22 protein-coding genes are annotated in these 23,762 nt (G+C 46.1%); 9 read left to right on the forward strand and 13 right to left on the reverse strand.

The window, feature by feature from the left end; genetic code table 11:
• Positions 1 to 9: 9 nt before the first annotated feature.
• The 4 genes from R7P72_RS21060 to rhtB all read right to left on the reverse strand — a co-directional run bounded on the left by R7P72_RS21060 (position 10) and on the right by rhtB (position 3,409).
• Positions 10 to 1,011: an ArsJ-associated glyceraldehyde-3-phosphate dehydrogenase gene (locus R7P72_RS21060; RefSeq protein ID WP_005383630.1), complete on the reverse strand. Its 1,002-nt coding sequence runs from the start codon at positions 1,009 to 1,011 to the stop codon at positions 10 to 12.
• A 42-nt stretch (positions 1,012 to 1,053) separates the two neighbouring features.
• Positions 1,054 to 1,389: a metalloregulator ArsR/SmtB family transcription factor gene (locus R7P72_RS21065; RefSeq protein ID WP_005378730.1), complete on the reverse strand. Its 336-nt coding sequence runs from the start codon at positions 1,387 to 1,389 to the stop codon at positions 1,054 to 1,056.
• Positions 1,390 to 1,543: 154 nt separating this feature from the next.
• Positions 1,544 to 2,767 (reverse strand): EAL and HDOD domain-containing protein, encoded by a 1,224-nt coding sequence (locus R7P72_RS21070; RefSeq protein ID WP_053304474.1) that lies wholly within the window; start codon positions 2,765 to 2,767, stop codon positions 1,544 to 1,546.
• A 24-nt stretch (positions 2,768 to 2,791) separates the two neighbouring features.
• The gene (gene rhtB, locus R7P72_RS21075; RefSeq protein ID WP_005378732.1) at positions 2,792 to 3,409 is read right to left on the reverse strand and encodes a homoserine/homoserine lactone efflux protein; all 618 of its coding nucleotides are present in this window, start codon (positions 3,407 to 3,409) and stop codon (positions 2,792 to 2,794) included.
• A 65-nt stretch (positions 3,410 to 3,474) separates the two neighbouring features.
• Here rhtB and R7P72_RS21080 point away from each other — a divergent pair, with 65 nt between their 5' ends.
• Positions 3,475 to 4,485: an alpha/beta fold hydrolase gene (locus R7P72_RS21080; protein WP_005378733.1), complete on the forward strand. Its 1,011-nt coding sequence runs from the start codon at positions 3,475 to 3,477 to the stop codon at positions 4,483 to 4,485.
• 244 nt (positions 4,486 to 4,729) lie between these two features.
• Positions 4,730 to 5,554: a Cof-type HAD-IIB family hydrolase gene (locus R7P72_RS21085; RefSeq protein WP_017636084.1), complete on the forward strand. Its 825-nt coding sequence runs from the start codon at positions 4,730 to 4,732 to the stop codon at positions 5,552 to 5,554.
• Between the two features lie 50 nt (positions 5,555 to 5,604).
• On the opposite strand, the gene R7P72_RS21090 is transcribed toward R7P72_RS21085, so the two are convergent.
• The gene (locus R7P72_RS21090; protein ID WP_054575537.1) at positions 5,605 to 6,075 is read right to left on the reverse strand and encodes an EVE domain-containing protein; all 471 of its coding nucleotides are present in this window, start codon (positions 6,073 to 6,075) and stop codon (positions 5,605 to 5,607) included.
• Between the two features lie 47 nt (positions 6,076 to 6,122).
• Between R7P72_RS21090 and R7P72_RS21095 the strand changes: the two genes are divergently transcribed.
• The gene (locus tag R7P72_RS21095; protein WP_054575536.1) at positions 6,123 to 7,673 is read left to right on the forward strand and encodes a COG3650 family protein; all 1,551 of its coding nucleotides are present in this window, start codon (positions 6,123 to 6,125) and stop codon (positions 7,671 to 7,673) included.
• Positions 7,673 to 8,269, forward strand: coding sequence for a tRNA-uridine aminocarboxypropyltransferase (locus tag R7P72_RS21100; RefSeq protein ID WP_151514313.1), 597 nt, complete (start codon positions 7,673 to 7,675; stop codon positions 8,267 to 8,269). Before R7P72_RS21095 ends, R7P72_RS21100 begins: the two co-directional genes overlap by 1 nt.
• An 83-nt stretch (positions 8,270 to 8,352) precedes the next feature.
• On the opposite strand, the gene R7P72_RS21105 is transcribed toward R7P72_RS21100, so the two are convergent.
• From R7P72_RS21105 to lptM, 7 genes are all read right to left on the reverse strand, one after another.
• Positions 8,353 to 10,839: an EAL domain-containing protein gene (locus R7P72_RS21105; RefSeq protein ID WP_086047098.1), complete on the reverse strand. Its 2,487-nt coding sequence runs from the start codon at positions 10,837 to 10,839 to the stop codon at positions 8,353 to 8,355.
• Between the two features lie 138 nt (positions 10,840 to 10,977).
• The gene (gene yigB, locus R7P72_RS21110) at positions 10,978 to 11,694 is read right to left on the reverse strand and encodes a 5-amino-6-(5-phospho-D-ribitylamino)uracil phosphatase YigB (protein ID WP_047104010.1); all 717 of its coding nucleotides are present in this window, start codon (positions 11,692 to 11,694) and stop codon (positions 10,978 to 10,980) included.
• Between the two features lie 8 nt (positions 11,695 to 11,702).
• Positions 11,703 to 12,635, reverse strand: coding sequence for a tyrosine recombinase XerC (gene xerC / locus R7P72_RS21115; RefSeq protein ID WP_005378742.1), 933 nt, complete (start codon positions 12,633 to 12,635; stop codon positions 11,703 to 11,705).
• Entirely contained in the window at positions 12,601 to 13,332 is a 732-nt protein-coding gene (locus tag R7P72_RS21120; RefSeq protein ID WP_005378743.1) for a DUF484 family protein, read from the reverse strand. The genes xerC and R7P72_RS21120 overlap by 35 nt, the downstream gene beginning before the upstream one ends.
• Positions 13,326 to 14,156: a diaminopimelate epimerase gene (dapF, locus tag R7P72_RS21125; protein ID WP_005378744.1), complete on the reverse strand. Its 831-nt coding sequence runs from the start codon at positions 14,154 to 14,156 to the stop codon at positions 13,326 to 13,328. The genes R7P72_RS21120 and dapF overlap by 7 nt, the downstream gene beginning before the upstream one ends.
• Before the next feature lie 10 nt (positions 14,157 to 14,166).
• Positions 14,167 to 15,420 (reverse strand): diaminopimelate decarboxylase, encoded by a 1,254-nt coding sequence (lysA, locus tag R7P72_RS21130; RefSeq protein ID WP_005378745.1) that lies wholly within the window; start codon positions 15,418 to 15,420, stop codon positions 14,167 to 14,169.
• Positions 15,421 to 15,481: 61 nt separating this feature from the next.
• Complete coding sequence (lptM, locus tag R7P72_RS26395; RefSeq protein ID WP_005378746.1) at positions 15,482 to 15,598, reverse strand: LPS translocon maturation chaperone LptM; 117 nt, start codon at positions 15,596 to 15,598, stop codon at positions 15,482 to 15,484.
• A gap of 74 nt (positions 15,599 to 15,672) precedes the next feature.
• Between lptM and cyaY the strand changes: the two genes are divergently transcribed.
• Positions 15,673 to 15,987, forward strand: a complete 315-nt coding sequence (cyaY, locus tag R7P72_RS21140) for an iron donor protein CyaY (protein WP_005378747.1) — start codon at positions 15,673 to 15,675, stop codon at positions 15,985 to 15,987.
• A gap of 69 nt (positions 15,988 to 16,056) precedes the next feature.
• On the opposite strand, the gene R7P72_RS21145 is transcribed toward cyaY, so the two are convergent.
• Positions 16,057 to 18,585 carry a class I adenylate cyclase gene (locus R7P72_RS21145; protein WP_005378748.1) on the reverse strand — a complete coding sequence of 843 codons (2,529 nt, stop codon included), beginning with the start codon at positions 18,583 to 18,585 and terminating at the stop codon, positions 16,057 to 16,059.
• A gap of 346 nt (positions 18,586 to 18,931) precedes the next feature.
• Here R7P72_RS21145 and hemC point away from each other — a divergent pair, with 346 nt between their 5' ends.
• Genes hemC through R7P72_RS21165 form a run of 4 tightly spaced genes read left to right on the forward strand, consistent with a single transcriptional unit; the run spans position 18,932 to position 23,011 of the window.
• A complete protein-coding gene (gene hemC / locus R7P72_RS21150; protein WP_005378749.1) occupies positions 18,932 to 19,870 on the forward strand; it encodes a hydroxymethylbilane synthase in 939 nt (312 codons plus the stop codon).
• A 2-nt stretch (positions 19,871 to 19,872) separates the two neighbouring features.
• Positions 19,873 to 20,601, forward strand: coding sequence for a uroporphyrinogen-III synthase (locus tag R7P72_RS21155; RefSeq protein WP_005378750.1), 729 nt, complete (start codon positions 19,873 to 19,875; stop codon positions 20,599 to 20,601).
• A gap of 17 nt (positions 20,602 to 20,618) precedes the next feature.
• Positions 20,619 to 21,830 (forward strand): uroporphyrinogen-III C-methyltransferase, encoded by a 1,212-nt coding sequence (locus R7P72_RS21160; protein WP_005378751.1) that lies wholly within the window; start codon positions 20,619 to 20,621, stop codon positions 21,828 to 21,830.
• A complete protein-coding gene (locus tag R7P72_RS21165; RefSeq protein ID WP_005378752.1) occupies positions 21,830 to 23,011 on the forward strand; it encodes a heme biosynthesis protein HemY in 1,182 nt (393 codons plus the stop codon). The genes R7P72_RS21160 and R7P72_RS21165 overlap by 1 nt, the downstream gene beginning before the upstream one ends.
• The last annotated feature ends 751 nt before the right edge of the window (positions 23,012 to 23,762 follow it).

Genomic DNA, 23,762 nt, shown 5'->3' on the forward strand with positions numbered 1-23,762 from the left:
GACCCCCTTTTAAGCCAAACCAACGTTACGAACCAGCTCTGCTGTGCGCGTTGCATAACCCATTTCGTTATCGTACCAAGCGTAAATCTTAACCATACGAGAACCCACAACCATGGTTGATTGCGCATCAACGATGGTTGAACGTTGGTCGCCTTTATAATCGATAGAAACTAAAGGACGCTCTTCGAAGCCAAGGATGCCTTTCAAATCACCTTCAGATGCTTCTTTTAACAGTGCATTCACTTCTTCTGCTGTGGTATCACGCTTCACATCAAAAATGATGTCTGTTAACGATGCGTTTGCTAGAGGTACGCGAACCGCATGACCATTAATTTTGTCTTTTAATTCTGGGAAAATTTCGACAATCGCCTTCGCGCTACCCGTCGTGGTTGGGATAAGGCTCATGCCGCATGCTCTTGCACGGCGTAGATCTTTGTGTGGCGCATCCAAAATAGTTTGCGTATTCGTCAGGTCGTGAATGGTCGTAAAAGAAGATTGTTCGATACCCAATTTCTCATGAATGACTTTAACCACAGGTGCGATACAGTTAGTCGTACACGAAGCCGCTGTCACGATACGATGTTTTTCAGGGTCGAAAATATGGTCGTTCACGCCCACCACAATGTTCGCGATACCTTCTTCTTTCACAGGTGCGCTTACCACGACACGTTTCACGCCTTGCTCTAGGTATTTATTCAGGAATGATGTTTTGCGATGTACGCCTGTCGCTTCAATCACAACATCACAATCAGACCAGTTCACCGCATCGATATCGCGTTGTTGAGTCGTGGCGACACGCTTGCCGTTGATGACGAGCTCACTGCCTTCGACCTGAACTCCATGATGCCAACGACCTTGCACTGAATCGAATTCTAATAAGTGACCAAGCGTAGCGGCGTCACCTGCGACATCGTTGATTAACACAAACTCCAATTCTGGCCAATCAAATGCCGCTCGCAGCGCTAAGCGACCAATTCGGCCAAAGCCATTAATTCCTACTTTAATTGTCATAGTTTTACCCTCTAACCTTCTACCTTGAATCTCTATTCGCTGTTAACAGCAAGCCTCACGACTTTTATCGTGTAAGCGTGTGATGTCGTCTTGGTATTCCTGCTTCAAACAGTTTGATGCCACTAAGTCTTCAATTAACTTTCGCATCCAACCTGGTAATTGCTGTGATAACTCGTAATACACCCATTGCCCTTGGCGTTTATCCACCAAGATGCCACTGGATCGTAACTGAGCAAGATGACGAGAAACTTTCGGCTGGCTCTCTTGTAGAGCAAACGCCAAATCGCCAACGCAAGTTTCACCTTCACGGGCCACGAGCATTAAACAACGTACGCGTGTTTCATCGGATAACAGCTTAAAAAACTGATGTGGAAGCATAATAAACATACCTATATATGGATATGCGTATATGTTTATTTAATTAAGATATATCGTCAAGAGGAAACCGTCCATCGTCATAAAAGTTTCACATCTAACGAACAGCTTGATTGTAAAGAGAGAGATTCAAAGAGATAAAAGATAAGACAAGAAATTATGCAGTCGCGATGCTTTGACTCCAGCGAACCGCTTCACCTAAGGAGAGCTTCACTTCCTCTAAAGGCAACCCCAATTGCATCGTGATTTTTTCAACCCCTGACCAATCGGCACGCTCGTAGCACTCTTCAAGGGAAATAAGTGCGCCATAAACCCCTTTGCGATGTAATAGCGCTTGTTGTACTGAATGACTAAGCGGTAACTGCCTAACTAAAGATTCCACCGAAAGATCCAGCAACGCATCTAGAATCGACAGCAAACCAACCATGAAACCTTGTTCGTTGAGATGAGAGAATGGCTGATAGCGCGACATCAATTGGCAAAATTGAGCTCGTTGCAATGAAAGGTGATACAGCTCTCGAGGCTTGTTACTGGAGATATACGATGCCACAACCAAAGAGACAAACTGCTTAAGGTTATCCTGGCCAAGATAAATCAATGCCTGACGAAAAGAGCTGATTTCGACAGCCAAATTCGGCGCTTGCGTATTTACAAAACGCAATAATTTATACGAAAGCGCGACATCTTGCGTAATGATGGACTCGATACGAGTAAAGTCAGGCTCAGGAGCACAAACTTCACGAAACAGTTGCAATGCCAACACTTGCTCAGGACTGACGTATTTAGTCTGCGAGACGAGTGGCTTGCTAAAAAAATAACCTTGGAAAAATTTAAAGCCAGCCGCTTTCGCTTGCTCAAACTCTTCTGCGGTTTCAACACGTTCTGCTAAAAAGTGGTATTTGACGCGTTTGGCAAGGTGTGTTTTGACCAGTTCACAGGCCTTTTCAAGCCCCATCGCCATAATGTCGAGCTTCACAATATGCACATATGGCAAAAAACGGCGCCATTCTGGTGTTAGGGTGAAGTCATCCAAAGCGATCAAGTAACCTTCTCGATAAAACTCACGAATCGCATCAAGAAGCTCATCCGTAGGTTGGCACGTTTCCAACACTTCGATGACAATTTTGTTTTTCGGCAAACTGCGCGGCAAACGTCGCACCAAGCTTTGATGAGGAAAGTTAATAAAGCATCTAGAAGAGGCAATCACTGGGTTAGTACCCAGCGATAGGAAGTTTTCGACAATCAGTCGGTATGTCGCTCGATTTGAATCAATATGTGAAGGGTATGCGTTACTCTCCCCGTCTCGAAACAACAATTCATAACCCAGCGTCTGTCTTTTTCGGTTAAAGATCGGCTGGCGAGCGACATACGTTGTATTCATGCTAAAGAAGGACCTATAAATGGCTTATGACTTTGCAGCTGCTAATAATGCACCACAACCCATGAACATTGAACCGAATACTTTGTTTATTTTTCCCATGATTTTATCGGAGCGAATAAAGCGTCCCATTTGTGCTGCCAAGCTCGTGTAACCCAACATTACACACGCATCAATCACGACCGTAGTGACGCCAAGCACCAACAGTTGCGTGATTTGGTCTTTTGCCGGGTCAATAAACTGCGGGAACAACGCCACCAGAAAAACAATCGATTTAGGGTTGGTGAGGTTAATTAACACTGCCTTGTACAACAGCGCCGTGCCTGACATCTCGTTGTGGTTTTCAGCTGCGACTAAGCTTGATGTATCGCGCCATTTCTGAATCCCCAACCAAACCAGATAAGCGGCACCAACCCATTTAATGACAGAAAATGCGGTTGCTGACTGCGCGACAAGCGCACCAATACCCGCCCCCACCAGCGCGATGTGGATAACTAAACCAATTTGTAAGCCAATAATGGCACCCAGTGATTTACGGGTACCGTAACTCAAACCATTACTGATTGAGTTCACCGTGCCAGAGCCCGGAGCCAAACTAAAAACGATTGCTGTTACTACATAAGCTAACCAGACATGGGTATCCATTGCATTTCCTCACTAATTCTTCGATGATACATCGCGTAAACAACGTATCTTCAGGTAATCAACTAATGGCGACTAACCATTCACCTTTGACTTATACTCAAGAGACATTATTTGAGCAAGCAATTGGTGGTCCGATCGCAGCACTTTGGCAAACTCGCCAAGAGGGCTTTGTTAAAGGGACTGAGAAAAAGAACATTTACTGGTGCAAGCTAACCAACCCAGAGCATAAAAAAGCCGTGCTCATCGTAAATGGACGCATTGAGTCTTCCTGGAAATACCAAGAGCTGTTTTACGATCTCTACCGCCAAGGTTTCGATGTCTATTCCTTTGACCACCGCGGACAAGGTTTATCAGATCGTTTATTATCTGACTCAGATATGGGTCACGTCTATGACTTTACTGATTATATTGATGATATGGACATCGTCGTAAAAAAACACGACCTTAGCGAATATCAACAATGCTTCATCATCGCGCACTCTATGGGCGGCGCGATCGCCACACGTTACCTGCAAACTCACCCAGAACACCCTTTTACTGGTTTGATTCTAAGTGCGCCCATGTTTGGCATTAACCTGCCATGGTACCTATCACCAATAGCGATTCCGGTCACACAAATTATGTCAGCGGTATCGACTTTGCCACGCTATGCACCAGGACATCAGGCCTACTTCCCTAAGCCCTTTGAAGATAACCCACTTAGCCAAAGTTACGGCCGCTACCAATGGTTCCGAAACCTATATACGGAAAAACCGGAACTGCAAGTCGGTGGGCCAAGCACTCGCTGGGTTTGGCAAGGGCTCATGGCCGCTAAGCAGTGCTTTTTATTAACTCGCCAAGTCAAAATACCAGTCATCCTAATCCAAGCCGGAAACGATCGGATTGTTAGCAATCTCGCGCAAAAGCGTTTTATTGATAAATTGCGGAAAACCAACCCGCACGCGGAGCTGCTTTCTATCGAAGGCGCACAGCATGAAATCTTGTTCGAGACCGACAAGTATCGTAATCAAGCTCTCGATGCGATTTTCCGCTTTATGAATGACCCTAAATCGCCATCAAACGAACAAGCACAATAAGAACTCTAGGCGACCATTTCACGACTAAGATTAAAGAGGAAATGTCTACACATCGATTTACCCTCTTTTTCATCCTCATTTTGGCGTACACTGCTTGAACTTGGCTACTTTGACACAGTGTTTAACCGCATAGTGCTACGGGCCCAAGTTCCCCCGCATTCGGAGCAGTACGATCTAGTCAGTCTGCTGTACTCCGTTTGCAATTCACCTGTTCCACACTATCCAAACCGTTTACGAGGACTTCATGAGCACATCGCTACCTTGCAAAGAGATCACCAAAATCGTTGCCTCTGATCTGGATGGCACGTTACTCGCACCAAACCATCAGCTCAGTGCTTACTCAAAAGAGACGCTAAAAGCGCTGCATGAAAAGGGTTATACCTTTGTCTTTGCAACCGGCCGTCACCACGTAGACGTTGCGAGCATCCGTCGCCAAGTTGGCATTCCAGCTTATATGATCACGTCGAATGGTGCCCGAGTGCATGACCAGGAAGATCAGCTAATGTACAGCGAGAATGTCCCTGCGGAACTGGTACAAGGCGTGATCGACACGATCAAACATGATCAAGAAATACTTATTCACATGTATCAAAATGATAGCTGGTTGATGAACAAGGATGATGAAACGTTACGTGACTTCCACGATGAATTCACTTACGTCTTATTTGATGAAGACCACGCCCCAACTGACGGTATTGCGAAAGTTTTCTTCACGCATCCTGGAGAAGACCACGAACGTTTGGTCGTATTTGAAAACAAACTACGTGAGCAGTTTGGTGATAAGCTGAACATCGCATTTTCAACGCCTTGGTGTTTGGAAGTAATGAGCGCTGGCGTGTCTAAAGGTCATGCTCTTGAAGCGGTAGCGAAAAAGCTCGACCTCACGTTAGAAAACTGCGTAGCATTTGGTGATGGCATGAATGACGTAGAAATGCTGTCGATGGCAGGTAAAGGGCTAGTTATGGGTACATCACACGAAAAAGTGATGAAAGCTCTACCAAATAATGAAGTAATTGGCAGCAATGCAGAAGATGCGGTTGCACACTACCTACAAGAACACTTGCTGTAAGCTTCAATACTCCAAATAATGAAGGGCTGCACATTCGCAGCCCTTCTCTTTTATCGCTGACTTGGCAGCTTCTCTTTGCCAAGAATCGCGTCCCATTCTTCTTCTGTCACGGGCATAATCGACAAGCGATTTCCACGTTTCACCAACGGCATGTTCTCAAGTTCTGGCATCGCTTTCATCACCGACAACGGAATCACTCGCGCCGTTTTACGTACAAACTCTACATCCACCATAATCCAACGCGGGTTGTCTGGGTCTGACTTTGGATCGTAATAATCGCTTTCGGGATCGAATTGGAAATGATCGGGATAGGCTTCTCTCACAACTTTAGCAATACCTGCCACGCCAACATGTTTACAAGAAGAGTGGTAAATCAGGACTAAATCGTCCACCTTCACTTGGTCACGCATCATATTGCGCGCCTGATAATTACGAACTCCCTCCCAACATGAAACCTTTTGGGTTCGAAGCGTGTCAATAGAAAAGGTATCTGGTTCAGTTTTAAATAACCAATATGCCATAATGCCATCCGATGCCGATTGAGTAACAATAATGAGGAAGATATAACATGAAGGCTTTGAAAAACCCAGTGGCGCTTGCCACCCTGCTGGTTCTGCAAGCATGTAGTTCACAGCCGCCACAATCTGGTGCTGCTGACCCAACCTCTCCACCAGCAACCTTAGATAAGCCTGAAACCATTCAACCTCAAACTTTTATGCTACGCGGAAAAGTGATCGTCGGTCACGAGAGCCAATACATCATGCCTTGTGGCAGCGACAAGCAATATTGGTTGCAATTATCACCACAGCAAATGCAACGAGCAATTCAGTTAAATAACGAGCCTTACCAGACTATGTATGGCGAGGTTATCGGCCACCTCAACCCACCGGGCATCGATGGGTTTTCTGCTGATTTCGATGCTAACTTTGTCGTGGAACAAGTGAACTTCCTCACAACGGAAAACCCAAACCGTTGTCAGCAACCAAACAAACCAACTCGCGTGTTTGGTAATGAGCCTTCTTGGTCGGCAAGCTTTGAGGCTAATGGACTAACATTCCAGCAAATCGGCAAACAAACCACAAAATTAGCGATTAAAAGCAGTCAGCTTCAACCTCGCCAGCGCACTTATCAACTACAAGATGGTGAGCTTCGCTTAACAGAAAACCTCTGCTCAGACACAATGAGCGATTCTTTGTATGGCTGGAAAGCAACACTAAAACATGATGGCGAGACGTATCAAGGTTGTGGTATGGCTGCAAACGTCGATGCAACGCTTGGCTGGGCTAATACCTATGTCGCGACCTCAACCCAATCACAAGGCTTTGAAGTACAAATGACCTTAAACCCAGACCACAGCGCCACAACAAAATACCGTTACGCCAATGGACAAGCACCATTAATCGAGCGTGGTTACTGGCAACAGTTAAGTCCGTCTCAGGTTCAAGTTGTTATGACGCATCATCAACAGCAAAGGCTAATGTCAGAGCGACTGTTTACTCGAGAAGGCAATCAGCTCAAAGCGACCAAAGAAAAAGTCGGTAACTTGGTCTACCCAATCGCCGATGGTGGTTTAGTCCTTTATCCTGCCACCGTTCGTGATGAAGGCATCATGCAACCAGCCGAAAAACGCACCAACAACCCCATCGGTAGTGCTGACGTACCTTCTAGTGCAGAGTTTGATTCAAAAGTAGATGCCGCGGTGCGCAACTACTTCTTTATCCATCAAACCAACCCCAACAATAACCAATACCGTTGGCTAACTTACGACCTCAACAGCGATGGTAACGAAGAGCTATTGGTACAGTTGGATTGGTGTGGTTCCGGTGGCTGTACATTGCTAATATTTGAACATCACGAAAAGGAATGGCGCTTTAATAGCCGCATTACACTAGTGCAAAGCCCGATTATGCTCGGCCAACAAACCTCTCATGGTTGGCGAGATCTGATTTTTAATGTCAGCGGTGGCGGAGCTAAAGCGGCTCAACATGTTATGCAATACACTGGGGTTAGCTACCCACTCAACCCAAGCATGGCGCCAACGGCAACGCCAAACCAAGTCAGTGGTGTGCGTCTGTTCTCTGATGGGATAAGCCCGGTGCGAGAAGGAGTTCGTCTTTAATGTCTCAACCGTGTCCAACCTGCGGTTTTCAATTCAATTGTATGTGCTCGCTGATGCCGAAACTTACCAGTGAGCACAACATCCTGCTGTTAATGCATCCGAATGAACTGAAGCGTGATACTAATACCGGCCAGCTACTAGAGCAGTGCCAACTCAACATTGAGCGAGTAATCTGGGATCGCAAACAGCCACCAGCAGAATTACTCTCTCTATTAGCTGATCCGTCGCGGTATCCGGTGTTGCTCTTCCCCTGTGAAGAAAGTATCACACTCGAAGATGTGGTACTCCAAAGCCAGCAACAAACCAAAACTCCGCTGTTTATTATTTTGGATGCCACCTGGCAAGAGGCGCGCAAGATGATCAATAAGAGCCTTTGGTTAGAAGGTATCCCTACTATGGGATTGTCTGCGTCGGCGGACTCACAATATCAGCTGCGACGCAACCAACAACAAGGTAACTTGTGCACGTTTGAAGTCGCTGCACATTTGCTTGGGCAACTTGGAGAACAAAACAACCAACAACAAATGCAGCGCTTTTTTGCCCATTACCTCGCTTTGTTCCAAGCTGAAAAGAGTGGACACGCTCTTAAGCGTTAACCATTAAGCTCAGTAGAAGAATCAAACAAAAAACGCAGCCTACGCTGCGTTTTTTACGACAAGAAGTTTCACGTGAAACATTATTAAAACAGTCGAGTCGGCTCGCCAAGATAGTAACCCTGCAAATAATCCACCCCCATGTCTTGTGCGATGGTACACACCTCCTGATTGTGGACGAACTCCGCCACCGTCTCCGCGTTAAACACCTGGCACAAACGCACCAACTGGGAAGCGATCTTGCGCTGTTTTAAGTCTTTATCAATATCACGAATCAAGCTGCCATCGAGCTTTATGACTTCTGGCTCCAACTTCAGGATTTCATCGATATTCGAATAGCCGGACCCAAAGTCATCAACAATGATACGCGCCCCTAAGCTTCTAAAATGACTGCACACTTCTATCATTCGGCCGTAGTCTTTGATCTGCTCAGATTCCAGCACTTCTAAACCAATTCGCCTTGGGTCATTTAGCTGGCTAATTTCATGCTCTAAAAGCATTAAAGTTTTATCACTGAGCAAATCTTGCGGCGATAAGTTTATAGAAAAGTCACCTTGCTTATCTCGCATATAATGCAACGTAGAATGAATCATGTGCCGACTTAGTCGAGTGTAAAGATGCGTATCAGAGATAATTGGCAGAAAACGCCCTGGCGCAATCACCGTTCCATCGGCTTCCAGAATACGAACCAAACATTCTTGGCTTGCCAATTTGTGGCTACCCGCATGCACAATAGGTTGGCTATAAGTGATGATATTCTGTTTGAGAATGGCTCTACTGACGCAACTTAGCCATCCAAGTTGCTCTTTACGCACATCCTCACTGACTTCAATATCTTTCGCATTACAGATATGGGTATTACTGCGTACACCAGAGCGCCTCGCTTCGATGCCTTTGAGTAAGAGCTCATCCACTGAAGCGGATGGAAAGTCTCGACGACTCACTAAGCCGCCGCATAGCGAGATAGAAAGATAATCTATTTCACGTAGGCCAATTGGCTCAAAATTAGTTTGTTCTACCGCGTCAGCAAAACGCGTAAAGTGCTGTTTGATGGTCTCGCTGCTTTGATCAGCTTTAAATATGAACGCCCATTCACCAACCCCAATACTATAAAGCTGCAAAGCCGTTGGCATGCCGAAACGCTTTCGTAGTCGATTCGTAAAGTGCATTGAGAGATCTTTGAGTAATTGATCTCCCACTCGGTAGCCGTATTTTTCGTTAATATGACTAAAGTTAAGTAGCTTTAGAGTCAACAAATGCTCATCCAAATCGATGTTACTCAGCCGCTCTTGCAATGCGACCCGGTTTTGTAACCCCGTGCGACTGTCGCGTCGATAGCTTTCTTGTAACTTGCGCGTTTGGCGATCGAGTTGATATCCCATATGCGCGTTCATATGGTTGAGATCGCCGATCGCATTTCGAATCAAGCTAAACAACGGTGAAATAGAGGAGCTAACGGGCGACTTAGGCAAGTTCAATGTTTGCACTTCGTCTCCCTCTCGCATCGCTAAATACGTCAGGCTGTGATGAAGAATTTCGGGCTGACCAATACCACCATGCAGTTCCCCCATACAGTAACTACCAAACGTCGTCGCAATATCTTTAAAGGCTTGGACTTCGTCGCTGCTGTCAATAAAGTCTAACCGTGACGCGCAGTTAAAAATCATCACGACTTCAGGTTGGTGCATGGCTAACTCAACCACACCATGCCGCACTTGCTCGAGCGTTAACGAGGGATGGTTATAGCAAAATTGCACTTCGTCACCAAGACACCAGGGCCTGTCGAAGCTCATACTGCCATCAGCGTGTAGCTCCGTTACCGTACAAACTTCCTTTCGCCCTAAGCTTTCTCGATACAAAGGAAAGCTGAGCAGTTGACTCAGCGTCACGTCATGGCCATCCGCCAAGTAACGCTTGTATACGTCCAGCGCTTTCTTCTCACCTAAACAATACAAGCGCGTTCCTTTTGCATGAGTGACTTTGTGTGGCATGCCAATCGGGTTCCATTCCGAATACGCATCAGTCCATAGCTTCAAAGTATCACTGTGCAAAGCTACGGCAACCACAGCGTTATCGTAAACTCGGTTTTGATATAGCACCCAGCAGCCATCGTCAATACTCTGCGCCAACCCTCCAGAAATCACGACTTCTTCACTGGCGAAGGTTTGAAACAAGGGATAGTCACGTCGTTCAATTTGCACAGCAAAGCTGAGGATCACCTGTGAATTATGCTGCATTAGAAGAGAGCGCTTGAGTTCCCCGCCATCAATGTCAGGGGAGTAAGAGTATGTTTGTACCGCAGAAGTCAGCGTGGTTTGCTCAAATTCAATCACACTCACTAGGCAACCAGAGGTAAATATCTCCCCTTCCAGAATTACATTACGCGTACTATGCCCCATAACATGAGCATTCGGCAGCGACGACAAAACGGCGTCTGCAAGTGTGGTCGTAAATTCGCGCGATTGCGTCGACAATATTTGTACTAAATATTGTTTATCTGAGGAAATTGGAAAAGTGACTAAAAAGTCATTCAGTTGACTGACATCGTGAACCAGTTTTGAAAAAGCTCGCATGGACCTACCACTGCCGTAACACTATCTTCACCACGACGTGTGGCGTTACTATTTTTATTTAATAGAGAATAATTTACGTGGCTTTGCGCTGCTTTTCTAGACACAAAATGAGATTAGAATGGATTAATGCGAAAGCAATTAAAAAAGTGTGAGTAACGGCTGCAAACTATTGATTTCAATATCAGGTAAAGTACGTGTTTTTGAATGGTTAATGACATTTTTATTCATATCATTAAACCAACAGGCTGCAAAACCAGCCAACTTTGCACCATGCACATCCGTGGTTAGGTGATCACCGACATGCAGAATATTCTCCGCAGGGATATCCAAGAATCGCTTCGCTTTAGTAAACATATCGGTTGCGGGTTTCGCCAATCCATCTGGTCCTGCTTTAAGTACCTGTTGGAAATAAGGCGTAAGACCGATGCGGTCTAAATCCACATTACCGTTGGTGATTGCCACCAACGGGATGTGCTGCGTGAGTTCCTCCAGTACATCGAGGCTTTGCTGCGGCACTTCAAAACGGTTACGCCAGTCCAACGCAACGTCTACTGCGGCTTTCGCAGCGGCATGTGCTGCGTCTTCGTCGTAGCCTACTTGGGAGAAGGCTTGCTGAAGTTGCACTAAACGCCATAAAGTGACATCGCTCTTCAGCTCGGGTTGTTGCTGCACAACTCGCTGTTTGAGAGCAAACCAATCCGCTTTGTTCATATGAGCAACCGCTGGATGATGGTGCTTGAGCCAAGATAGCAACTCACGCTCCATGCGAACGATCACAGGATAGTTGTCATAGAGGGTATCATCTAGGTCAAAGGTCATTGCCTTAATAGGCTCGATACGGCGATAAAATTTCATACTTCGGCTCACTCCCCGTTCTTTTTACGTGCGCGTGGGTGGGCTTGGTCGTAGGCTTGCGCCAAATGTTGGAAATCCAAGTGCGTGTAGATTTGGGTCGTCGAAATGTTCTCGTGCCCTAAAAGCTCCTGTACCGCACGTAAGTTATTGCTTGATTCGAGCATATGTGTCGCAAATGAGTGACGCAGTTTATGCGGACTAATATGGCTTGCGACAGACTGTTTCTGCCCCCATTCAGCCATGCGCTTTTGCACGCTACGATGCGAAATACGCGTTCCGAGCTTAGATACAAACAAGGCGGGCTCACCTGGAGCGGCTAAATCACCACGAACGCGTAACCACTTCCCGACCCACTCGGTTGCCATCCCAGAGAACGGCACTTTACGTTCTTTATCGCCTTTACCAATAACACGAAGCTCACCACTACGCAGTTGTACATCACGTACATCCACACCCACCAACTCAGCCAAACGTAAACCGGCGCCGTACATCAGCTCCATCATGGCACGATCGCGCACAGCCAACGGGTCGTCCTCGTTGACTTCAAGTAATTGGCTCACTTCGTCAACATCGAGGTTTTTGGGCAACGGGCGTTTTTTGCGAGGTGCTGAAACCCCTTTGGCTGGGTTAGCCGACATCTCGCCACGCAGAATAAGGAAATCGAAAAAGCTACGCAGCGATGAGAGTCGCGTTGCCAAACTGCTGGCTTTCATGCCTTCTCGCATGCCCTTACCTGCTAATTGGCGCACCCAACCAGCATCCACTTGAGACCAATCTTTGAGTCCCATTTCAGCTAAGTGCTGCGCCATTGTTTCTAGCTGCTGTTTGTAATTGCGCTGAGTATGTAGGCTAAGCCCCTTTTCGCTTCGTAAGAATTCATAGAAGCGCTCAAGAGGCTTTTGCAGACTATTTGGCAGAGGAGTGTTGGGAGTTGTCGTCATCGTAACTTTGCCATACCAGTGTTTGAGCGAGATGTGCCACTACTAATGATAGGTGACGCAAAAACAAGGTATCCATATCTGGCTGAAAATGGCCGCCATCTTCACTAGAAAAAGCAAGCACGCCCAGTGTTTGCTGTTTCACGAGCGGCAGTACCACATAGGACCCCATTTCCGGCACTTCCATGTTGCCAAACAAAGCTTCACGATCTACTTTGCGAAGACGTCCTAAGTACGCATCTTTGCCATTTAAGTGAGTGGTCGCAAAGCGTTGATAACTTTCCTTACTCAATTGAATCGATGCGTCGCATTGACTAAACAATCGAACAAACGCACGTAAGCCCAGCGCCTTGGCTTTCGCTTCGATAGAATGAATGACTTGTTTAAAGTCACCACACTTTAGAATCTGCCCCTGCAAATCCATAAATTCGTAAAAGGTCCGATCATTGTTCGCCGCAAGCGACATTAGTGTAGTGATCTCTTCCTCTAACTCTTCAATGCGCTGACGTTGGCGATTCATTTGGATGTGCACCAAAGATACCGCGCCTAAGTCTGAGTGTGGGAAAGATAAGCGATCCACAAGCTCCGGACGTTGCACAAAAAAGTCTGGATGATCTTTGAGGTACTCGGCCACTACTTCAGCCGTTAAGGCATCTGCTTCTACTTGAGACAAACCGTTTCCTTTTTCTTCAACTAGCAAGATAATTGACCATCAAATACATGCGTTGTAGGTCCGGTCATAAACAACGGCTTGCCAGGACCTTGCCATGCAATTCGCAATTCACCACCAGGTAGAGAAACCTTAACGTTTTCATCCAACAAGCCCTGCAGAATCCCAACCGCGACTGCCGCGCATGCACCACTACCACAAGCTTGTGTCTCTCCTGCGCCTCGCTCGTAAACTCGAAGACGAATATGGTCACGACTCATCACCTGCATAAAGCCAGCGTTGACGCGCTCTGGGAAACGCTCATGCGACTCAAGCAGCGGACCGAGAGTTTCCACTTCTGCCGTATCCACATCGTCGACCACGGTCACTACGTGCGGGTTACCCATGCTCACAGCACCACAAAACAAGGTATTGTCGCCTGCTCGCATGATGTAAGTTTTCTCTTTTTGCTTCGCTTTGAAAGGAATTTTGTTCGGTTCAAACTCTGGCACGCCCATGTTGACCGTCACTTCCCCATCATCTTCGATGTTGAGAATCATCTTTCCTTTCTTGGTGCTCACGCTGATGCTGTATTTATTGGTCAGCCCCTTCAAGCGAACAAAGCGGGCAAAACAGCGTGCACCGTTACCACACTGTTCAACTTCACTACCATCGGCATTAAAAATCCGATAATGGAAGTCGGTTTCAGGGTCGTAAGGGGCCTCTACCACAAGCAATTGGTCAAAACCAACGCCAGTATGACGATCCGCCAAGCGGCGGATCAGGTCTTGCGAGAAAAACACGTTCTGGGTAATACAGTCGACGACCATGAAGTCGTTGCCCAAACCGTGCATTTTGGAAAAGTGGAAATGCATTTGTTGTGTGTTACTCCGGTAGAATCTGTTCCAGCTGCCACAAACTGGTCAGCTCCTCACGCTGGCGAACTAAGTGGCTTTGTTTACCGTCCACCATCACTTCTGCTGCTCGGGTACGAGTATTGTAGTTCGAAGACATCACAAAACCATAGGCACCTGCTGAACGAACCGCGAGTAGATCACCTTCTTGCAAAACGAGTGCGCGATCTTTACCCAAGAAGTCGCCGGTTTCACAAATAGGACCAACCAAGTCGTAAGTCTGAGCTTCACCCTTTCGCGGTGAAACTGGCACAATATCTTGCCATGCTTGGTATAGCGCAGGACGCATCAAGTCGTTCATTGCAGCGTCGATAATCGCAAAGTTTTTATGCTCAGTATGTTTTAAAAACTCAACACGCGTTAGCAATATACCTGCGTTCGCAGCAATTGCACGGCCTGGCTCAAAGATCAGCTCCAAGTCTTGGTGATTTTCAAGACGGCCTAGTAACGCTTTGGCGTAATCAGAAGGCTGAGGTGGTAATTCATCACGATAGACCACACCCAAACCACCGCCGACGTCAAGGTGACGAATGTTAATGCCTTGCGCTTTTAAATCATCAATCAGGGCTAATAAACGGTCTGTCGCGTCGATAAATGGGTCTATATTGGTCAGCTGAGAACCAATGTGGCAGTCGATACCTTGCACATTCAAGTTCGGCAGGCTTTGCGCGAATTTATAAACATCTGGCGCACGATCAAACGCAATGCCGAATTTATTGTCGCGAAGACCAGTCGAAATGTAAGGGTGTGTTTTCGCGTCGACATCTGGATTGATACGCAGAGAAATTGGCGCAATCACACCAAGCTCACCCGCAACCTTGTTCAAACGTTCTAGCTCTGGCTCAGATTCAACGTTGAAACATTTGATACCTAGCTCAAGAGCGCGCTTCATCTCTGCCGGTGTTTTACCAACACCAGAGAAAACGACTTTTTTCGGATCACCGCCTGCGGCAATCACACGCTCAAGTTCACCACCCGACACGATGTCAAAACCCGATCCCAAACGCGCTAGCGTGTTCAATACGCCTAAGTTTGAGTTGGCTTTCACCGCGTAGCAAACCAGGTGAGGATGCTGACCCACAGCACTATCAAACGCCTTCCAATGGCGCTCTAGCGTGGCTCGAGAATATACATAAAGAGGAGTGCCATATTGCTCTGCAAGAGCTTGAAGTGGGACGTCTTCGGCCCAAAGCTGGCCATCATCCTGATAGTTGAAGTAATCCAAAATTCGCTTCCCTTATTTTATTCGACTGCTGAACCCTAATTTCACCCTAAGGTGCGGTTATTTATTGTGATTGCTCATTCTGTTGAGTGTCATCTGGAATGTATAGTGAGCCAGACTGACCACACCCCGCTAAGGTCGCGGCAACCATCACAAACAACACAGTAACTAATTTTTTCATTTCGCATATCGTGATTATTGAATCAATGCCCCCTATAATCGCACCACACTCAGGAAAAGCAATAGGATAGACGGATGAACGATACTGAATTTCATCAACTGGTGGATGCGCAGATGCAAATCATCGAAGAATCCATCGATGATTCAGGCGCAGACATTGATTACGAAGTCACTGGCAACGTAATGACATTGGAATTTGAAGACCGCAGCCAAATCATCATTAATCGCCAAGAGCCGATGCATGAGATCTGGCTAGCGTCCAAATCTGGTGGTTTCCACTTCAAGCTTATTGAAGGTAAATGGACCTGCTCAAAAACGGGTATGGAGCTATTTGAAATGGTGAAGAAAGAGTGTGAAAAGCACGCAGGCGAAGCCATTGATTGGGCATAATTCTGGTCAATCGTCACCAAAACAAAAAGAGCACCGAAGTGCTCTTTTTGTTTATTGATACGGGTTTAATTACGCGTTCACAGTTTTGGTCGGGCGACTCGGTGAACAACCGTCATTACGGTAAGGAATGATATACGCATTCCCCTCTTCAGGGTGAATAATTTGATAGTACTGAGGCAGGTTAAAGTTAATAAACTTCGACGCGACGCGACTATCGTCTTTTACCGACGTGTAGAAGCTGTTTACAGACGAAATCATTTCATCTTTGGAGCCACTAAATTGGTGATACACTTCCACTTGATTTGACTCATCCAAAACATAAATATTGAAGCCATCTTCGTTATCTTCAAAGAAGAACTGCACCAGACCTTCACTGGCAAACCCATCCACCGCCTCCGGCATTTGATATTCTTGCTCACGATCGAGCATTAACAGCGGCGAGCCTTTGAGTTTGTTAGTAGAAATGCTGCGGTAGAAATCGATGGAATTTTCTAGCTTCTGCACCGACACACCACGACGTTCAAAGAACAACCCATAAGTCTGGTTACCAAGACGCATCGCTTTAAAGCGGCGGCGTTTCTCTTGCTCTACTGGTTTCAAGCGTAAGTCGATACATTCAGCTAAAAGCTGGTAAACCATATTACGCATCACACCACGCATGTTCTTCGCATAGCAGAACACATCCACTGATTCTGGTGGCAACGCATCTTGGTGCATTTTGCCCAAAATGGTTTTCAGTGCATCCAGCATCGCCGTTTCCCCTTTGAAATGCAGCGTACGCACTTCATGCCAAGAGTTACGGTAAACAAGGTCAACACTGCCGACTAAATTTTTATGTTCTGGACCAAAGCTAAAAATATCGGTGTTCTTAACATCCACTTTCAACGAACGACCAGAAAGTTCAGACGTCGGATCATTTTCGAAGTTGATGAACATCGCAAGCTGGCTTATTTCACAAGGACTCGCTAGCGCCTGCATAGATGGACGACGCTTACGCAACGCAAAAGTATTTCGTAAGTCACTCACCATTTGGTAAAACTTATCAATATCTAGCTGCGCTTCACGTACCACGGCATGTAAACGAGTCGATTCAGTGATCAAGCCATTGAAGAATGCCCAAGCAACCAACTTACTCAAGTATTCATGATGCTCTAGATATGGTTGCCCCAAAATGCGGTGCGCAATAAGCGGTTGTTTATAGAGGTACCAACCAGACTTGTTTACCCCCCCTTTTTTCACTTCGATAAAGCTCAAGTCAGGCTCGTGCAGATCAGGTGAAATCTGTGGGTTTAGTAACGTTACTTTGCCCGGCAATACTTCAAAAGCCGCGTAGAGTTTACGGGCCAAAATACTGATGTCTTGCGGACTGATAGCAGAAGTGATGTCGTTACGACGCGCAAATTGAATCAAGTTACGGTAGCTTTGCATCAACGCATCCAGCAATGCATGATGTACCACCTTTACTTGTTCAACCTTCCAATTACGGCGGTCATCGAGCTCTGCAACGACACTGGCATCCCAATTCCATTTTGCAATCATATCGCTCAGTGCTTCACGACGCCAAGCTACTGAGCCAATATTCGGCTCACGAGATAGTTTTTCATGGGTTTTGAGATAGAAACAGCGACGCACCAAATCCAAACGTGTATCGTCTTGAATTCGCTCTAGGTAACGGGTTACTTTTTCCAACATTAAGTAGTACGCATCCATGCCATAGAGGTCAGGCTCATGGGCAAAGAAACGACGCTTAGTGTCGATACTTAACAATTGAGTATGCGGGTATTCCCACGAGTAAGCTTCTAGCAAGATGGCTTTTAATACCGATTTGTAGGGAGAGTCGATGCTTTTGTATAACTGCCACAAGTTCGAGCCGAAGTATTCTTCAGCAGGAATGCAGTTCAATTTACCAAAGTCGATCCATTCACTACAGTCGATGTAACCATCACTGCACAGTTGAGAAACGTACTCGTCGTAACACTCTTCCATTTCTGGCGGCACGATTTGCCATAACAAACGCTGTCCGGCAATACGCACCGCACTACGATAGAATTCATCTAGCAAAAGTAAGTGCTGAGATGAACCACAGTTATCACCTGTCATCTCCTCAGAATGATTGCTTCTAAAGCGCTCTTTATCCATTAAGAAAAAGTTCGCTTCCACGCCTTTGCTTTGTGCCCAATCCGTGATGAGTAGGCATTTATTGGTCAATAACTCGCGTTCGTCACAATCCATCTCAGGAGAGATACACACCCAAATATCCAAATCACTGGAAGTACTTTGACCAATCGAGGAGGTACTGCCCATGGTGTACAAACCCAATATAGCGGGCTTTTCTACCGTCTTGAGCGGCTGACCAATGGCAAGTTGAATATCATCTATGAATTGTTGCTGAATACTATTTAGTTCAAGCCCATGCACACCAAACGGGACATCGGCATCATAATAGCCAGGAATTACAGGATGGTTGTAGTTCAACAAGGCAGGAATCAAATGGAAGACTTGCTGGCTTTGCGAATCCATAAGCGCCAGCGCGCGATCAACTCGCTGCTGATTCAAATTATCTAGTCGCTGGATGATTTTTTGGGTGTAAGCCTGCAAGGGGAATTCCTTGGTTGAACAATCACGAAAATCTGCTGACGTTTTAAACCAAAATGGCTTAAAAACGTGATCAATTTAACACTTTTATTGGTGCGGGTAAAGCTTCACGCCCGCGTATCACTCTGGATACAAAACCATACTTTAGTCACAAAATTAATCGCGCGGTAGTGTCGCTCTTATTACCTATTACTAATAATAGTCCTTAGTCTAATTGAGAATCCAGTCACACTATTTTCATAACGTCATGTAATTCCATTCATAGCCTTCAGAGATAACGAACTAACAGTAAGCATTTCTTGATGAGAATGGTAGGATAAACCCAAATCCAAACAGCATTGAGAAGATCATGACACAATCCACACCGATTCGCATTGCAACTCGAAAAAGCCCTCTTGCTTTATGGCAAGCTTACTTTGTTAAAGACGCCCTTCAAGCCGCTCACCCTAGCTTGGAAGTCGAGTTAGTAACCATGGTGACCAAAGGTGACGTGATTTTAGATACACCACTAGCAAAAGTTGGCGGCAAAGGCTTGTTCGTAAAAGAGCTTGAAATCGCGATGCTAGAAGGACGTGCAGACCTCGCCGTTCACTCAATGAAAGACGTACCCGTCGATTTCCCAGAAGGCCTTGGCCTCGTGACCATTTGTGAGCGTGAAGATCCTCGTGATGCCTTCGTCTCTAATACCTATAGCCACATTGATGAGCTCCCTCAAGGTGCCGTGGTTGGTACTTGCAGTTTGCGTCGTCAATGCCAACTGAAAGAATATCGTCCGGACATCATCATCAAAGAGCTTCGCGGTAATGTGGGCACTCGCCTTGGTAAGTTAGATGCGGGTGAGTATGATGCAATCATTCTTGCTGCGGCTGGCCTTAAACGATTGAAGCTTGAAGAGCGCATTCGTAGCTTTATCGAACCAGAGCAATCACTACCAGCGGTAGGCCAAGGTGCTGTCGGTATTGAGTGCCGCCTTGACGATGAAAGACTGCTTAAGCTGCTTGAGCCACTTAACCACCAAGACACCGTAGACCGCGTTTTGTGTGAGCGCGCAATGAACCTGACGCTAGAAGGCGGCTGTCAGGTACCGATCGGCAGCTATGCCCTACTAGACGGCGACAACATTTGGTTACGCGCATTAGTTGGCGAACCAGATGGCAGCGAAATTGTTCGTGGTGAAATTCGTGGCCATCGTAAAGATGGCGAAGCATTAGGAGTGCAGCTAGCCAATGAGCTGCTAGATAACGGCGCTCGTGAAATCCTAACTAAGCTGTACGCAGATCACGAATAACCATGGCAGTGTTGGTCACTCGGCCGGGAGAGCAAGGCAACGCGCTTTGCTCTCTGCTCGAAAGGCATGGCATTTCCGCATATCACCATCCCCTGATCGACATTGTCGCCGATCTCACGGACACGCACCTCTCTAAACATCTACATCAAGCTCAAATTGTTATCGCTGTTAGTCGACATGCAGTGCAATGCGCACAGCAAATCTTAGCCAGCAACGGGATGTCATGGCCGAAACAAGCTATTTACCTTGCCGTTGGTCAAAAAACAGCACACTATTTAAGCAAATGTACCCAACAGAAAGTACACTATCCCCAAGTCAGTGATAGTGAACACTTATTGCGACTGCCAGAGCTCAACAATGTGGCACAACAACAAGTTCTTATCCTTCGTGGTAACGGCGGAAGAGAGCTGATCAAAGATGCATTGGTGAGGCATGGCGCAAAAGTTCACTATAGTGAGACTTACAAGAGAGAATTCATCCCATTCGATCCAGTAAGCTGTATCTCACTATGGAAAAACCTACAAATTAACCAGATTATTGTCACCAGTGGTGAACAACTGGATTATTTGTGCAGCCAATTGACGTCGGAGCAATTGACTTGGCTTAATCAACAAGAGTTGTATATCCCCAGTCAGCGTATCGCTGACATCGCAATTCAAAGGGGGTTCACTCGCGTGAGATGCACGGGAAGCGCATCCAACCAAGAATTACTGGCGGCTCTCCAGCCCTAGCTACACAGGATATAGGCATGACAAGTAAAAATAACGACCAAAAAAATAACGATAAAAACCTTTCCGAAGAAACCTCATCGGCACCGCTAGTCGAAAAAACCACATCGCAGCAGGATGCGGACCTTAAAAAAGAGCAACCACAAGCGGCCGAGCCCCCAAAAACAGCAGAGCCAACCAAAGTCGAGTTTGAAGAAAAACAAGGTAAACGCGGTGTCAAACTAGGCACGGTCGCTATCATCTTATCGATTATTTTTGGCGGTGGCCTCGCGTACAAGCTGCATCAACAGCAAGCCGATTACCAAGCGCAGATCGCCCAACTAAAAAGTCAGCTAGAAAGCACTCAAGCTTCCATGAAGCAAGAACTCAGCCGGGTACAAGAAGAAACCATCGAGAAAGCAACAACCGTGACACACAAAGCGGAAGTGGTACTTGGACAGCAACAGAAGAGCATTGAAAGCTTACAGCTCGCCGTTGCCGATGTGAAAGGTCGTCGACCAAACGACTGGCTATTAGCGGAAGCCGATTACCTTGTCAAATTAGCTGGTCGTAAATTGTTCTTAGAGCACGATGTAGAAAGCGCGACTCAACTGATGGAAAGTGCAGACCAACGCATTGCAGCACTGAATGACCCTAGCCTCGTCAAACTACGTAAAGCAATGGCGAACGATATCACCAAACTTCGCACTATCCCGCTAATTGACCGTGATGGATTGGTACTACGCTTAACTGCCCTACAACAGCAAGTAGACAAGCTCCCTCTCGCCAATGCACTGCTACCTGAAGCTGAAGCCGTAGAAAACACTGAAGTGTCTGAAGATATCGCAAACTGGCAAGATAACTTAATGACCTCTTTGAAGGACTTTTCAGAAAACTTCATTACCTTCCGCACGCGCGATGGTAACGTCATTCCACTGCTTTCTCCTGAGCAACACTTTTACCTGAAAGAAAACATCAAAGCCAAATTGGAAACGGCAATAAAAGCGGTGTACCAAGAACAAGGTGAAATTTACACCACATCTCTAAAAACAGCCGACAAATGGGCATTAGCTTTCTTCAACCAAGACGATAATTCTGTTAAAGAGTTCAACAAAACGGTTAACCTACTAAGTCAGCAAAATATTCAAGTGGAATACCCAACAAAACTGCAAAGTCAGTCTCAACTATCAGATGTCATCCGTGAACGCCTACGTCGTGAAGTCACAACGATGACAGGCATGGAGGATAAGTAATGTTTCGTCTTATTTTCCTATTTGTTGTACTAGGCGCAGGACTATTTGTTGGCACCCAGTTTTCTGGTCAGCAAGGCTATGTACTCATCTCCATTGCCGAGAAAACGATCGAGATGAGCGTAACGACATTAGTGGTTTTCGTTATCGCTGCACTCGCAGGTCTTTTTCTGCTTGAGTACCTGATTAAGAAGTTAGTTTATGCTAGTTCTACAACATGGAACTACTTCAGTGTTCGCAAAATGCGCCATTCCCGCCGATACACCAATGAAGGCATTATTAAACTTCTAGAAGGTGACTGGAAAGGTGCTGAGAAGAAAGTAACTCGCTGGGCAAATCATCACGATATGCCGCTGCTTTGCTACTTGGTTGCGTCTGAAGCCGCACAAGGCCAAGGTGATAAAGCAAAACGAGATCACTATCTAGAGCTAGCGAGCCAACAAGAGAACGCCCATCTCGCAGTAGAACTGACTCGAGCGAAACAATTTATCCGCGACAACGAGTTCGAGTCCGCTTTCGATACCTTGCAATCGTTAAAAAGTCAGTATGCGAGTAACTCTATTGTATTGAACTTGCTGAAAACAACGTACATGCAGCTAAAGTTGTGGCAACCTCTTATTGACCTCTTGCCACAACTAACCAAAGCAAAACTCATCACGGAAGAAGAACATGCAGAGCTGATTCAAAAGGCGCAGTGCGGCTTACTCCATGAAGTAGCGCAACAACAAGGTAGCGAAGGGCTAATCTCCCATTGGAATAGTCTCTCACGTAAAGTGAAACAAGACACAAACCTCGTTGCCTGTTTTGCTCGAGAACTCATCACACGAAAAGCTGATGCAGAAGCCTTTACCGTGCTAAAAGAAGCATTAAAAAAACAACCTGCCCCAGAGCTTTATCAACTTCTGCCAGATCTAAACCTGCCAGATACCCACCCTGTCGTGGTCTTCTTAGAGGGAGTAGTGAAGAAAGAACCGGATAACGCCGCTGCCCATAGCGCATTAGCGCACTTCTATTTCCGTCAAGAGAGGTGGCAAGAAGCCCAGGATCACTTTGAGATCGCCTTAAAGCTTCGCTCTGACGTCTCTGACTATGCATTCCTAGCAGACACACTAGAGAAGCAAAATCTAACCAAAGCTGCTCACGAAGTCTCTCGTAAAGCTCTCACGCTCGTACAGAATGACTAACTTAAGATGACCTAACCAAGCCGACAGCTTACCTGTCGGCTTTTTTATTGCCTGCTATTAACCCTTCAGTCCTTAGTCATCAATATGTTTATCCAATTCATTGGCTCCCAAGTAGTTCTCAACTTCCTAGCAACTCACTATCGTTTCACTTTCCTCTTCTCTTTTGACTACTCTGATCCTGTCATTCCAGCAGAATCCAAAACAATTTTAAAAGATGCAGGAATACGTAACTTTAGCCTGTTGATGTATGGTTTTAAGACGTAGCTAGATTTAGGCAATAGAGCACACGCGTCGCTAGACTGAGTAAAACAAAAAGATACATCAGTGAAACAGTGGCTATTTGAGTATGCTTATTTGTTCGGTCTATCCGGTAAAAGGGGCTAGAGAAGCAATGGTAGTGCTTTAAGAGAACGATAAGACAATAGATGGTTCAACACCTTAACAAAGCATCTCCAACAACCTTATCGGGACAGCATGCAGTGATGAGGATGAACAGCTTTAGAAGCAACTGCACTTCTTAGCAAAAATCAAAATGTCACAACCAATACCGATACCAATATTACTTTGTCGAAAAGTAGATCGCATATGGAATTGATTTTTGGCAAGCACAGATAGAGTAATAAAGATGTACGGAAATGAAAAAAGCCTCGCTATTTCTAGCAAGGCTTCTTAATAGTGGCGGAGAGATAGGGATTTGAACCCTAGATACGCTATTAACGTATGCCGGTTTTCAAGACCGGTGCTTTCAACC

The sequence above is a fragment of the Vibrio sp. Vb0888 genome (assembly GCF_033338835.1).
GTDB classification, from domain to species: Bacteria; Pseudomonadota; Gammaproteobacteria; order Enterobacterales; family Vibrionaceae; genus Vibrio; species Vibrio alginolyticus.